This window comes from Hydrogenophaga laconesensis, assembly GCF_031457235.1.
Classification (GTDB): Bacteria; Pseudomonadota; Gammaproteobacteria; order Burkholderiales; family Burkholderiaceae_C; genus Hydrogenophaga; species Hydrogenophaga laconesensis.
Genome location: NZ_JAVDWE010000007.1, coordinates 1 through 13,669 on the forward strand (window position 1 = coordinate 1; position 13,669 = coordinate 13,669).

Here is a 13,669-nt window from a genome sequence, read left to right on the forward strand (position 1 = left end):
TTGTGGTACGGCACCTCGCCGGGACGCTCGGGGGGTTTGACGGTGCCGCGGGCGAAGACGGCGCGGATGCCGGACTCTTCGAGGCCGTCGATGGCGGCGTCGGTCATGGAGGCGTCGCGGGTGATGTGGCACCAGTCGACGATGGTGGTGGTGCCGTTGCGCAGCTGGTTGAGCGAACCCACCAGGTTGCCGATGTACACGTCTTCGTCCTGGTAGCGCGTGGCCAGGTTGCCGTGCATGTTGGCCACGTAGTCCCTGAACCCCACCCAGTCGCTGCCGATGCCGCGCAGCTGGAATTCCCAGGTATGGATGTGCGCGTTGACCAGGCCGGGGATCACGATGCGGCCCTTGCCGTCGATGATCTCGGCGCCGTCGGCCTGCAGGTTCGGGCCGACCGCGACGATCCTGTCGTCTTCGATCAGGATGTCGGCGTCGTCGAAGTCGCCCACGGCGAGGTCCATGGAGAGGATGTTGGCGTTCTTGATCAGCTTGCGGTTCATGGTGTCTCTTCGTTGTGCATGGCCTCGGGGGCCGGAGGGTCGCGAGGGGATCAGGCGAAAAGCCTGTGGCGCATGCGCTGCGAGGCAGCGATGGCGTCGTTGCGGTCGAGGTCGGTGAGCTGGCCGGCGCGCTTGCGCACGCGCCCGCCGATCACCACGGTGTCCACGTCGGCCACGGTGGACTGCAGCACGACGTGCGCGGCCGGGTCGCCGAGCGAAGGGCCGTAGGCGCCGCCGCGCAGCAGCAGCAGATCGGCCAGGCAGCCGGGGGCGATGCGGCCCAGCACGTCGCCCAGGCCCACGGCGCGCGCCGCGTTCACGGTGACGTACTCCAGCAGATGGCGCGGCTGGATGAAAGGCACGCCCGGGTAGCGCGTGAGCGGCGTGCGGCCGGCATGGCGCTCGGCTTCGGCTTCCTCGTTGCGCATCAGCCAGAACGTCAGGCGCATCTGCGAGAACAGGTCCAGCGCCACGCGCGAGGGCACATCCACGCCCAGGCTGGGTGTCACGCCAGCGCGGTGCGAGCGCGCGAACACGCTGATGTTGCGGCCGTCACCCACTTCGCTCTCGGGTGTGAAGGAGATGCCGCACCCATGGGCGGCCAGCACGTCGAGTTCTGCATCCAGCGTGGGGTTGCAGTGCACGGGCAGCATGTCGGGGCCCAGCAGGCCGGCCGCTTCCAGTTCGTGCACCTGGCCGGCCACGTTCTGATGGAAGGTCATGGGCAGTTTCAGTGCGCGGCCCGTGGCGGCTTCTTCCTCGAACAGCGCCATGCCGGCGTATTCCAGGGACCCCAGGGCGACGCCCAGTCGCAGCGGCGTGGTCTCGTCGCCCGCCAGCGAGGCCGCCAGCTCGCGCACCTGCGCCAGCCGCCAGACATGGTCTTCCTTGAGGGTGGCGAAACTGCCCAGCATGCCGTAGGCGAACAGCACGCGCTGACCGTTGGCGCGGTGCGCGTCCAGGGCACGCAAGGCATGTTCGGGCGACATCACGTTGTGGCAGAAGTCCAGCACGGTGGTGATGCCGTTGTCCAGCATCTCCATGCCGCAAGCCAGGGTGGCGTCGTGCATGTCTTCCGCGCCGACGCGTTCGCGCAGCGAAAAGATGTGCTTGTGGTAGTCCGCCATGCCCCACATGGCAGCGCCCAGGCCCTTGAGCGGGCCCTGCCACATGTGGGTGTGGGTGTCGATGAGTCCCGGCAGCAGCAGCATGCCGGTGGCGTCGATCACCTCGTCGCCCGGCTCGGCCCGCAGGCCCTGGCCCACGGCGGCGATGCGCCCGTCCGCCACGCGCACGTCGGCGCCTGCCAGGTCGCCCAGCCCGGCGTCCATGGTCAGCACCGTGGCACCGCGGATCAGCAGAGCACGTGCGCTCATGCCGCCACCGCCTCGGTGGGTGCGATGGCCTGTGGCCGCGCGCCCGGTGGCGTCGCGGCCACGTGCGCCAGGTGGTGGCAGGCCGCGTGCACGCCCGGCACGGCGGGCCTGAGCTGCGGCATGGTGGTGCGGCAACCTTCGCCAGCCCAGGCGCAGCGGGTGTTGAAGGCGCATCCTGGCGGTGGCGACAGCGGGCTGGGCAGCTCGCCACGGCCCTGCAGGCGCCGCTCGCGCGTGCGCAGGGCCTGGGCGTCAGGGTCTGTCACGAGCGTGGACGCCATCAGCATGCGCGTGTACGGGTGGCTCGGTGCCTCCACCACCATGTCGGCCGGTCCGGTTTCCACCAGGCGGCCCAGGTAGAGCACGCCGATGTCGTGGCTCACGTGGCGCACCACGTCGAGGTTGTGCGCGATGAACAGGTAGGACAGGCCGAACTCGCGCTGCAGCTCCATCAGCAGGTTGATCACCTGTGCCTGGGTGCTCACGTCCAGCGCGCTCACCGGTTCGTCGCAGACGATCAGGCGAGGCTGCACCGCCAGCGCGCGCGCGATGGCCACGCGCTGGCGCTGGCCGCCCGAGAGCTCGTGCGGGTAGCGCTGCACCTGGTAAGCCGCCAGGCCCACGCTGTCGACCAGTTTCGCGATCTCCTTCGCGCGTTGCGCGGCCGGCATCGGGCGGTGGCGGTCGATCGCCTGGCCCAGCGTCGTGCCCACGGTCTGGCGCGGGTTGATGGAGGACATCGGATCCTGGAACACCACCTGCACGTCGCGCCGGAAAGACAGCGGTGTGCGGCGGCCGAAGGCGGTCACATCCTCGCCGTCGAACACGATGCGTCCGGCCGAGGTGGGCGCCAGGCGCAGGATGGCGCGGCCGATGGTGCTCTTGCCCGAGCCGGATTCGCCGACCAGCCCGTAGGTCTTCCCGCGCTCGATGGTGAAGCTCACGTCGCGCACCGCCTTGAGCGTGCGCGAGCCGAACAGGCCGGCCTTGAGCTTGAACTCGACCGAAAGGTTCTCCACCGAGAGCAAGGGGGTTTCAGCGGTCTTCATGCAGCGATCTCCTCGAGCCGTACGACCGGGCTGGCGCGGGTGCAGCGCACGCCGGACGCCAGCGGGATGGGCTTTTGCGAGCACGCGGCCACGGCCTGCGGGCAGCGCGGGTGGAAGCGGCAGCCCTGCGGCCAGGCCCAGGCGGGCGGCACGCGGCCGGCGATGGTGGTCAGCCTGCGATCCCCTGGCTGTCCGGTCGCCTGACCGCCTGGCATGGCCTGCAGCAGCGCGGTGGTGTAGGGGTGACGCGGCGACATCAGCGTCTGCCGCACGTCGCCCACCTCCACGATCTGGCCGGCATACATCACGGCCACGCGGTCACAGGTGTCGGCCACGACGCCCAGGTCGTGCGTGATCAGCAGCACCGACATGCCCAGCCGCTGGCGCAGCTCGGCCAGCAGGTCCAGCACCTGGGCCTGGATCGTCACGTCCAGTGCGGTGGTGGGTTCGTCGGCGATGAGCAGTTCGGGGTTGCAGGCCAGCGCACCGGCAATCACCACGCGCTGCGCCATGCCGCCCGAGAACTGGTGTGGGTAGTCCTGCAGGCGGCGTGCCGGGTCGGGCACGCCCACGAGGTCCAGCAGTTCGATGGCGCGCGCGCGGGCCTGCGCCCGGCTCATGGGCTGGTGCGCGCGCACGATGTCTTCAAGCTGCGTGCCGATGGTGTGCACCGGCGAGAGCGCGGCGTTGGCGTCCTGGAACACCATGCCGATGCGCTTGCCCCGGATGTGGCGCATGGCGGACTCGGGCAGGTTCACGAGTTCGGTGCCGGCCAGCCGCACCGAACCGGCGGCGATGTGCGCGCCACGCGGCAGCAGGCCGAGGATGGCGCTGGCCGTCATGGACTTGCCGCAGCCGGATTCACCGACCAGGCCCAGCACCTCGCCACGCCGCACGTGCAGCGAGACCTGGCTCAGCAGTTCGGCCTCGCTGCCGCCCATGCCGGCGCGCACGGTCAGGCCGCGCACTTCCAGCAGCGTGTCGGCGGGCAGCGGCGTGCCCGGGTCCTGCGCTGCGACGGGCACGGCGCCGGCCTTGCGGCGCGGTGCCTGGGCGCTGCTGGGCAGCAGCGCGTCGCGCAAAGTGTCGCCCAGCAGGTTGAACGAGAGCACCGTGAGCGTGATGGCCAGGCCGGGCACCATGGGCAGCAATGCCTGTTCGGCCTGGAACTGGCGCGCCGTCTCCAGCATCGCGCCCCAGCTGACCTGGCTGCTGTCGGCACCCACGCCGAGGAAGCTCAGCATGGCCTCGATCAGCAGCGCCGTGCCCAGCGAGATGGAGGCCTGCACGATCAGCGGGCCCGACACGTTGGGCAGGATCTGTTTGATCATGATGGCGAAGGGTCGCAGGCCCAGCACGCGCGCGGCGTCCACGTAGAGCTGTTCGCGCTCGGCCAGCACCACGGCGCGCGTGATCCGCATGAAACTGATCGAGAAGATCACGCCCACGGCCAGCATGGCGTTGCCCAGGCCCTTGCCCAGCACGCCGATCAGCGCCAGCGCCAGCAGGATGGCGGGGATGGACTGCATCACGTCGGCCAGGCGCATCGCCACGCGGTCCAGCCAGCCGCCCACGTAGCCGGCCAGCAGCCCCAGGCTCACGCCCACCACCAGACCGATGCCGACGCTCTCGAACGAGGCGATCAGCGCGGTACGCGCGCCGAAGATGATGCGCGAGAGCATGTCGCGACCCAGGTCGTCCGTGCCGAGCCAGTAGAGGGCGCCGGGCGCCTCCAGCCGATGGCGGATGTTGGGCGTGAAGGGGTCGAACGGCGCGATCCATGGCGCGCCGATGGCGCATACCAGCACCATCAGCAGGAAGGCGCCGGGCAGCAGGGCGTAGGGCCGGGTGAACAGTCGCCAGAGCGAGCGGCTGGGCAGCCGGGTGTCGTCATCGGGTGTTGCGGCGTGCGCCGGGGTCGCGGGCGCGGCGCCGGTGGGCAGGGTGGAGGCTTGGGTCATGGTGAATCAGTGGGCTCGAACCTTGGGGTTGATCAATCCGTAGCCGATGTCCGTGACGAGGTTGACGACGAGCACGATGGTCGCGATCACCACCACGGCACCCTGGAGCACGGGGAAGTCCCCGCGCACCACGCTGTCGATCAGCAGGGTGCCCAGCGCCGGAATCGCGAAGATGCGTTCCACGGCGATGCTGGCGCCCACCAGAACGGACATCTGGATCGCCATCACGCTGAGCACCGGCACGAGCGCGTTGCGGATGGCGTAGCGGCGGATGATCAGCCGCTGGGGAATGCCGCGCGCGCGCAGGGCGTGCACATAGCTGGAGCGCAGCACGTCGATCATGGCGCTGCGCATCTGGCGCGCGATGACGGCCGCGGTGTGCACCGACAGCGCGAACGCGGGCAGCAGCAGGCCACGTGCCCATTCCACCGGGTCCTGCGAGAACGGCGTATAACCCACCACCTGGAACCACTGCAGCTTCACGGCGAAGGCCAGCGAGAGCAGCAGCGCGAGCCAGATACTGGGGATGGCCAGGCCGGAGGACACGAATACCGAGAGCAGCCGGTCGGCCCAGGAGCCGTGGCGCACCGCGCCCCAGATGCCCAGCGGGATGCCCATCAGCAGCGCCAGCGTCATGCCCGAGAGCGCCAGCGTGAGCGTGACGCTCACGCCGGTGGCCAGGGTGCTGGCCACCGGCAGCGCGGTGTAGAGCGAGACGCCGAGGTTGCCGCGCACCGCATCGCCGAGCCAGTTCAGGAACTGCTGGTACAGCGGCAGGTCCAGGCCCAGCTTGTGCGCGTACTCGGCCACGTCGGCCGCCGACGCGCCCGGGCCGAGCAGTTGCACCACCGGGTCTGTGGAGGTCATGCGCGTGAGCATGAAGGTGAGCAGCGACACCGCCAGCAGGATGGGCAGCACCGACAGCAACCGGGTCAGGACGAGCTGTCTCATGCCACGCTTTCCGCCACGGCCGGTGCCGGGCTGCCCTTGCCGGCCCCCAGCACGCGTTCGCGCACACGCCGGGAGGCTTCCACCGCCTCGGCGCGTTTCAGATCCACCAGTTCACCGGCGCGCTTGCGCACCTCGCCGTTCACCACCACCGTGTGCACGTCGGCCGGTGTGCTCATCAGTGCGACGTGCGCGGCGGGATCGCCCAGTGACATGCCGTAGTGACCCGGGGTCAGCAGCACCAGGTCGGCCAGGTAGCCGGGTTTGATGCGGCCGAGTTCGTCGCCCCGTCCCACGGCACGCGCGGCATTCACGGTGACGTACTCCAGCATGTGGCGCGGCTGGATATGGGGCGTGCCCGGGTGACGCGCCAGCGGCCAGCGCCCGGCGATGCGCTCGGCCGTGGCCTCCTCGGCGCGCATCACGTTGTAGGTCAGGCGCATCTGGCTGAAGAGGTCCATCGTGATGCGAGAGGGCACGTCCACGCCCAGGCTGGGCGTCACGCCGGCGCGGTGCGCGCGGCCAACGACGCTCATCGAGCGGCCACCGCCGAACTCGCCCTCCACCGTGAACGAGATGCCGGCGCCGCAGGCCGCCAGCAGATCGAGCTCCGCATCGGTGGCCACGTTGGCGTGCACCGGCAGCAGGTCGGCGCCCAGCAGGCCGGCTTCGCCCAGGGCGTGGATCTGCCCCGGCGGGTTCTGGTGGAAGGTCATGGGCAGGCCCAGTTCGCGGCCCATCTCCACTTCCTTGCGCACCATCTCCATGCTTGAGTATTCAAGCGACGCCACCGCGATGCCCAGGCGGATCAGCGAGTCGTGTGCGCTGCTGCCGAGATCGGCGGCGAGCTCGCGCACCTGCGCCAGCCGCCACGCGTGGTCGGCCTTGTGGGTCTGGTGGCTGCCCAGCATGCCGTAGGCGAACAGCACGCGCTGGCCGGTGCGCCGGTGCGCCGCGATCGACTCCTCGGCGTGCTCGGGCGTCATCGTGTTGTGGCAGAAGTCCAGCACCGTGGTGATGCCGTTGTCCATCATCTCCATGCCGGCGGCGAAGCAGGCGTCCTTCATGTCGATGGCGCCGAACTTCTCGCGCAGCGGGAACACGTGCTTCTGGTAGTCCGCCGTGCCCCAGAGGCCAGTGCCCTGTCCCTTGAGCGGCACCTGCCACATGTGCGTGTGGGAGTCGATCAGACCCGGGATGAGGATCATCCCGCGCCCGTCGATCACCTCGGCACCGGCTGGGGACGGCAGGTTCCTGGCGACCTGCTCGATGCGGTTGCCCCGCACCAGCACGTCGCCCTGGGGAATGTCGCCCAGGACCGGGTCCATGGTCAGCACCAGGGCGTCGCGGATCAGTTTCGTGGAAGTCGTTGTGGTGTTCATGGGCGGCTCCGGTTCAGGGCGCGATCTTGGCGTCGATGTAGCGGAAGACGGCCACGTCGCCCACGGTGGAGACCACGTTGCTCAGGCGCTTGGGGTTGTAGGCCCAGTAGGCGGCGTAGTCGAAGAAGCCGCAATCCAGCGCCTCGTCGTCCACCACCTTCATGAATTTCTGCCAGGCGCGGTTCTGGCCTGCCGTGTCAGGAGCGTCCAGCCCTTCCTTGATCACGGCCTCGATGCCCGGGAAGGTGGTCTTGAGCGGGTTGCCCGAACCCGCCGGAGCGTAGTGGTAGAGGTAGTAGTCGTAGGCGCCGGTCTCCTGCGAGTCGGTCAGGATGGCGGCGGGGTACTTGCCGCTGCGGAAGGTGCTGAAGAACTGGCCGAAGGTCATGATGTCGAGCTTGACGTCGATGCCGATCTGCGCCATCTGGGCCTTGAAGAGTTCGGCGATGGTGCGCTGGCTGTCGAAGGAGGCCAGCGTGAATTCGACCTTCGGATTGCCCAGTTCGGCCATGAGCTTCTTGGCCTTGGCCAGGTCGTGCGGGTAGCCCTTGACGGCCGGGTTGAAGCCGGCCATGCCCTCGCGCAGGCGCTGGGTGTGGATCTTCCCGTGGCCGCCCAGTGCACCGTCGATGTAGTCCTGCGGGTTCATCGCGTGGCAGACCGCCTGGCGCAGCTTGACGTTGTTGAAGGTCTTGGCCGTGTCCATCATCTGCAGGTGCCACATCACCGACGGGAACCAGGCGGTCTTGAGGCCTTCGCGTTCGGCGCGTTTGGCGATGGAGGGATTGGTCCAGACGATGTCGAGCTGGCCGGTGCGCAGCGCGTTGTAGAGGCTGTCGGGGTCGTTGATGTGCGTGACCTCGATGCGCGCCGGGCCAACCGACTTGGGCGCGTAGTACTTGTCGTAGTAGCTGACCACGGTGCGCAGGCCCTTGACCGTGTCCTTGGCCTCGTACTTCCACGGTGCCGTGCCCACGGGGTTGAGCTTGAACGAACCATCGTCCAGCGCCTTGGGCGAGATCATGTAGATGCCGCGCCGTGTCAGGCCGATCAGCAGGTTGGGCGCGGGGCGCTTGAGCACGATGTCCACCTGCATGGGCGAGACAGCGACGAACTTGTCCACCGCGTCGAACACGCCCCGGTACTGGCCGGGCGTGCTGCGGATGCGATCCAGGTTCTTGATCACCGCGGCGGCGTCGAAAGGCGTGCCGTCGTGAAAGGTCACGCCCTGGCGCAGCATGATCTCCAGCTTCAGCGGCGACTCCTTCCAGCTGGCGGCGAGCTTGGGCGCGAGCGACAGGCCGTCCGGCGTGACCTCGATCAGGGGTTCATAGACCAGCGAGGTGTAGATGCTGTTGGGTTTGGTCAGGGTTTCCCAGTCGTCCATGCCCTGATTGCTGCCGAAGCGCAGCGTGCCCGAAGGCTGGGCAAAGGCGGTCAGGCTGGCGCAGGCCAGTGCGGTGGCGGCAATGCGCCAGGCGGTGCGGGGGGTCAAGGTCATGACGGCTCCAGGAGTGGGATGGAACGGGGGTGGGGCTTTCAGGTGGGGGCGGTGATCTTTTCGGCGCGGATCACCTGCGTCCAGTGCGCGATTTCCTTGGCGACGAACGCCTGCGACTCGGCCGCCGGTGCCGCCCACGGAATCGCGGCCTGGGCGCGGATGCCTTCGGCGATGTCGGCTCGGGCGATGGCCACTCGGACCATGTCGTTGAGGCTGCTCACCAGCGGCGCGGGCAAGCCTTTCGGTCCGGCCAGGGCGTACCAGGCGCTCACGTCGAAGTCGGGCAGCACGGTCTCGGCGACCGAGGGCACATCGGGCACGCCAGGGAAGCGGTTCTTCGATGTGACCGCCAGCCCGCGCAGCCGTCCGCTCTCGAGCAGCGGGCCCATGCCGGCCAGCGAGGTGAAGATGAACGGCACCTCACCCGCGATCACGGCGGTGTTGAGCGCGCCGCCGCCCCGGTAGGGCACGTGGGTCAGCTTCAGGCCCAGGCGGCTCTGCATCAGCACGGCAGCGAGGTGCATGCCGGTGCCTACGCCGGCCGATCCGTAGATCAGGCCATCGGGCTGGCTCTTTGCCTGCTGCACCAGTTCCTGGATGGTCTTGTAGGGCGCGTTGGGGTTGGCGATGATCGCGAACGGGCTGCGCGCGACCATGGAGACCACGGTGAAGTCGTTCACCGGGTCGAACGGCAGCGAGGGGTAGAGGCCAGGTGCGGCCGCGTGGCCGGAGGCCATGAGGAACAGCGTGTAGCCATCGGGCGCCGCCTGCGCGACCTGCGACGCGCCCAGCGTGCCGCCGGCCCCGGGCTTGCCCTCGACGTAGGCCGGCTGGCCAAACTTCTCCGGAAACTGCGCCGCGATCAGGCGCGCCAGCAGGTCCACCGGACCGCCTGGGCCGAAGCCGTGCACGATCTTGACGGGCCGCGTCGGCCAGCCCGATTGCGCCCAGGCCGGGGCGCCGATGAACGCGGGAGCGGCCAGGCTCCCGATGAGCAGGTTGCGACGTTTCATAGGAAGAACTCCTGAGGTTGTGGACCGCGTTCGACAGGTGAGGCTTTGAAGTTGCCGGCGCTGAACATGCGCATGCGCGACTCGAGCAGCTCGTCCTGCAGTTGCTGCAGGCGGGAGGGGTCCAGCGTGAGCTGGCCGTCGCGCTTGGCGAACCGGCCGGCCACGATCACGTTCTCGATGTCCGATGTTTCGGCGTACATGACCACGATGTGCGCCGGGTTGCCCCCGGGCAGCGCCGGGAAGATGTTCATGCCCCGGCAGTCGAACATCACCAGGTCGGCCTGCTTGCCCGGGGTGATGGAGCCGATCTTCCTGTCCAGGCCGAAGGCCTTGGCCCCGCCCATCGTGGCCCAGTAGATCGCGTCGCGCGTGAGCGTGGAGTGCTGCGTCTTGGCCGGCCAGCTGCCCTCGTGCCACAGGCTGCGGTTGTCCAGCTCGCGCTGGTGCAGGAAGGCATGGCGGGTGACGGCCAGCATGGAGGAGTTGAAGTAGGGGTCGCAGTCGGTGCCCAGCGAGGGCACGGCGCCGTGCTTGACCAGGCGCCCGAGCATGGCGGGCTGCTCGTAGTTGAGCATCTCGGTGAGGTTGGTGGCGGTGATGGTGCAGCCCGCGTCCAGGACGATCTTGAGCTCCTCGTCGTCGAAGCAGTTGCCGTGGCCGATGTTGTGGTCGGGGCCGAGCAGGCCTTCTTTGGCCAGGCGGGGGTAGCCGTCCTCGACGACGCGCTTGCCCTTGCGGCCATAGGTGTGGGCGGAGTTGATGAGGCCGTACTCGCGGGCCAGGCGGATGTCGTGGGCGGCGACGTCGTACTCGCCCCAGTCGGGGCCGAGGATGGCCATGGCCAGGGTGACGAGGCCGTCGTCGGAGGACAGGCGGCCGGTGCGCAGGCGGTGGATCTCTTCGCGGGGGAAGGGTTTCTTGTGGTACGGCACCTCGCCGGGACGCTCGGGGGGTTTGACGGTGCCGCGGGCGAAGACGGCGCGGATGCCGGACTCTTCGAGGCCGTCGATGGCGGCGTCGGTCATGGAGGCGTCGCGGGTGATGTGGCACCAGTCGACGATGGTGGTGGTGCCGTTGCGCAGCTGGTTGAGCGAACCCACCAGGTTGCCGATGTACACGTCCTCATCTTCGTAACGGGTCGCGAGGTTCTTGTGCATGTTGGCGTGGTAATCGCGGCTGCTCACCCAGTCCGAACCGATGCCGCGCAGCTGGAATTCCCAGGTATGGATGTGCGCGTTGACCAGGCCGGGGATGACGATGCGGCCCTTACCGTCGATGATCTCGGCACTGTCGGCCTGCAGGTTCGGACCGACCGCGACGATCCAGTCGTCTTCGATCAGGATGTCGGCGTCGTCGAAGTCGCCCACGGCGGGGTCCATGGACAGGATGCAGGTGTTCTTGATGAGGATGCGGGTCATGGGTGCTTCTCTTCTCTTTTCTCTCGGTGGCGATCGTTCAAGGGTGGGCGTCAGGGTTGCAGCACGACGCGGTCCGGGCTGCCGGCGAGCACGCTGCGGTAGGCGTCCATGGCCTCAGCGAGGGCGTAGGCGCGTGCCACGGGGAAGGGTTTGAGCGTGCCGCGCTCGAACCCGTCCCGCATGGCGTCGAGTTGCGCGGTCGAGGCCACGCAGTCCATCGCGAGCGAGTCGACGCCCACGTAGGTGTGCATGCCGCGGTAGAAGCTGAAGATGTCGAAAGGAATGGCGCGGTCGTGCGTGGAGATGAAGATCTGCGTCGCGCCCTTGGCCATGGCCTTGTTGGCCGCCTCGAAGTAGGCGCTGCCCACGGTGTTGTAGACAATGTCGACCCCGCACCCGCCGGTGAGATCGCGCGCCACGTCCGCCACACTGCAGGCGGACGCGTCGATGGTGTCCACCGGTGCGCAGGCGAAGCCCGCATGCGGGCCCGGGCCGCGCTGCACCGCGATGACGCGCGCACCGGCCTGCGCCGCGAGCTGCACCGCGGCCTGACCGACCTTGCCGTTGGCGCCCATCACCATCACGGTCTGCCCGCGCTGTACAGTGCCCGCGCGGCGGAACCCTTCGTAGGCGGTGACGAAGGGCACGCCCACAGCGCCGGCCTCTGCCGCGCTGATGTTGGCGGGGCTGGCGCGCAACGCGGCCACCGGCAACTCCAGGTAGCGTGCGTGCGAGCCGTTGCGCGTGATACCGACATCGCCCCCCGATCCGTAGACCTGGCGGCCTACCCACCCGGTTGGCCCTTCGACCACCACGCCCGCGAAATCGCGCCCCGGCGTGCGTGGCCACACCGCCTGCGGCATCAGCCCGAGGCAGGCCTTCACGTCGCTGGGGTTGACGGCTGCCGCGAGCACACGCACCAGCGCATGACCGGGGGCGGGCGCTCGCCGGGGTTGCTCGCACAGGCCCAGTTGCAGGGCGTCGATGCCCGTGGCCCGGTCGGTTATCTGCAGGGCCAGGCCGATGGTCTCGAGGTCCAGCGCGTCGTCGACCTGGGTGCTCATGCGGGCACCCAGGCGTTGCTGAAAAAGCGGTGCAGGGAGAGGGTCATGTTCATGTTGTGCAAACGTTTGCATTTCAGAGTCAAAAAAACCACGGTATGGCTGCGCGCCCGGTCCTCGGGGACTGAAGCCTCTTCATTCATCGGTGCACCTGACCCGTTATGCATCTGATCCGATGCAATGCGAAAACCGTGCCAGTCCAGAAGGCGGTCCGCACAGAGCGGTCGCGCGGCCAGGCGCTGCACGTGACTCTTTGTGGGGCGTTTTTTTCTGCATGGGCGCGCTTTTGGTGCAATCGTTTGCATGAGTGTGGCAAAGTGGGTGCATCCGTGTCCATGCGGGTTAGCCCTAGGCAGGGGTCCGTTCAGTTTTTCATCTCTACAATCGCCGCGCCATGACGTCACCTTCGCAGCGCAGCACCCCTTCGCCCGCCAGCCCGGCGGCGGTGACCATCCGCGACGTGGCGCAGGCCGCGGGCGTGCACGTGTCCACGGTGTCGCGTGCGCTCGATCCGAACCGCCGGCAGCTCATCAGTGCCGAGGTGCTCAAGCAGGTGGAAGCGGCGGCGCGACGCCTGGGTTACCGGCCCAACCGCACGGCATCGGCATTGCGCACCGGGCGCTCAAACTTCATTGGTGTGCTGCTGCCCGACATCACGAACTCCGTCTTTCCTCCGATCCTGGAAGGCATCGAGGCGAGCGCCTCCGCACGCCACTACTTCATGCTGATCGCCAACGTGCGCGATGCCGCGAATGGCAAGGCCGTGCTCGAGCGTCTGCTGGCGCAGCAGGTGGCCGGGCTGATCATGGCGACCGTGACGCGCGACGACCCTCTGGTTGAGTTCGTGACGGCGACCGGCCTTCCCACGGTGCTGGTCAACCGCGCGGACGATTCCGGCCGGCTGGGTGCCGTGGTGAGCGACGACCGGCTGGCCATGAAGTTCGCCGTGGACCACCTGGCGCAGCTCGGTCACACGCACATCGCCCACCTGGCCGGGCCTCAGCTCTCGCCGACGGGCCTGGGCCGACGCCAGGGCTTCGAGCAGGCCCTGCGCGACCGGGACCTGCCACCCGGCCAGATCGTGGAATGCACCGCTTACAGCCGCGAGGCGGGGCGCGTGGCCATGCAGCAGTTGCTGTCCTCGGCGCCGCGCCCCCAGGCCGTGGTCTGTTGCAATGACCTTGTGGCCCTGGGCGCGTACGACGTCATGCACGCGGCGGGCTTGCGCGTGCCGGAAGACATCTCCATCACCGGACACAACGACATGCCCCTGGTGGATCTGGTGGCACCGCCGCTCACCACCGTGCGCCTGCCACACCGTGAACTGGGCTGGCGTGCAGCGGAGATGATGTTCGACCTTATCCTGGGCAAGCCCGGTCTGGCCTCCACGGTGGTGCTGCGCCCCGAGCTGGTCATCCGGGCGTCCACCGCTGCACGACCGGCTTGATGGACTGGCCCCG

12 protein-coding genes are annotated in these 13,669 nt (G+C 68.8%); 1 reads left to right on the forward strand and 11 read right to left on the reverse strand.

Features of this window, described 5'->3' with window-relative positions:
• The 11 genes from J2X09_RS13310 to J2X09_RS13360 all read right to left on the reverse strand — a co-directional run.
• Positions 1 to 500 (reverse strand): amidohydrolase family protein (locus J2X09_RS13310; RefSeq protein ID WP_374726504.1); only part of this gene is annotated, 500 nt, incomplete at its 3' end.
• Between the two features lie 50 nt (positions 501 to 550).
• Positions 551 to 1,876 carry an amidohydrolase family protein gene (locus J2X09_RS13315; protein WP_204735919.1) on the reverse strand — a complete coding sequence of 442 codons (1,326 nt, stop codon included), beginning with the start codon at positions 1,874 to 1,876 and terminating at the stop codon, positions 551 to 553.
• Complete coding sequence (locus J2X09_RS13320; RefSeq protein ID WP_204735918.1) at positions 1,873 to 2,925, reverse strand: ABC transporter ATP-binding protein; 1,053 nt, start codon at positions 2,923 to 2,925, stop codon at positions 1,873 to 1,875. Before J2X09_RS13320 ends, J2X09_RS13315 begins: the two co-directional genes overlap by 4 nt.
• A complete protein-coding gene (locus J2X09_RS13325; protein WP_204735917.1) occupies positions 2,922 to 4,886 on the reverse strand; it encodes a dipeptide/oligopeptide/nickel ABC transporter permease/ATP-binding protein in 1,965 nt (654 codons plus the stop codon). Before J2X09_RS13325 ends, J2X09_RS13320 begins: the two co-directional genes overlap by 4 nt.
• Positions 4,887 to 4,892: 6 nt before the next feature.
• Positions 4,893 to 5,837, reverse strand: a complete 945-nt coding sequence (locus J2X09_RS13330) for an ABC transporter permease (RefSeq protein WP_204735916.1) — start codon at positions 5,835 to 5,837, stop codon at positions 4,893 to 4,895.
• Entirely contained in the window at positions 5,834 to 7,216 is a 1,383-nt protein-coding gene (locus tag J2X09_RS13335) for an amidohydrolase family protein (RefSeq protein WP_204735915.1), read from the reverse strand. The genes J2X09_RS13330 and J2X09_RS13335 overlap by 4 nt, the downstream gene beginning before the upstream one ends.
• A gap of 13 nt (positions 7,217 to 7,229) precedes the next feature.
• Positions 7,230 to 8,717, reverse strand: a complete 1,488-nt coding sequence (locus J2X09_RS13340) for an ABC transporter substrate-binding protein (RefSeq protein WP_204735914.1) — start codon at positions 8,715 to 8,717, stop codon at positions 7,230 to 7,232.
• Positions 8,718 to 8,755: 38 nt separating this feature from the next.
• The gene (locus J2X09_RS13345; RefSeq protein WP_204735913.1) at positions 8,756 to 9,730 is read right to left on the reverse strand and encodes a Bug family tripartite tricarboxylate transporter substrate binding protein; all 975 of its coding nucleotides are present in this window, start codon (positions 9,728 to 9,730) and stop codon (positions 8,756 to 8,758) included.
• Complete coding sequence (locus J2X09_RS13350; protein WP_310308502.1) at positions 9,727 to 11,148, reverse strand: amidohydrolase family protein; 1,422 nt, start codon at positions 11,146 to 11,148, stop codon at positions 9,727 to 9,729. Before J2X09_RS13350 ends, J2X09_RS13345 begins: the two co-directional genes overlap by 4 nt.
• 50 nt (positions 11,149 to 11,198) lie before the next feature.
• Complete coding sequence (locus J2X09_RS13355) at positions 11,199 to 12,212, reverse strand: quinone oxidoreductase family protein (RefSeq protein WP_204735855.1); 1,014 nt, start codon at positions 12,210 to 12,212, stop codon at positions 11,199 to 11,201.
• Positions 12,209 to 12,454 (reverse strand): hypothetical protein, encoded by a 246-nt coding sequence (locus J2X09_RS13360; RefSeq protein ID WP_204735854.1) that lies wholly within the window; start codon positions 12,452 to 12,454, stop codon positions 12,209 to 12,211. The genes J2X09_RS13355 and J2X09_RS13360 overlap by 4 nt, the downstream gene beginning before the upstream one ends.
• Positions 12,455 to 12,603: 149 nt before the next feature.
• Here J2X09_RS13360 and J2X09_RS13365 point away from each other — a divergent pair, with 149 nt between their 5' ends.
• On the forward strand, positions 12,604 to 13,656 hold the full coding sequence (locus J2X09_RS13365) for a LacI family DNA-binding transcriptional regulator (RefSeq protein WP_204735853.1): 1,053 nt from the start codon (positions 12,604 to 12,606) through the stop codon (positions 13,654 to 13,656).
• Positions 13,657 to 13,669: the final 13 nt, after the last annotated feature.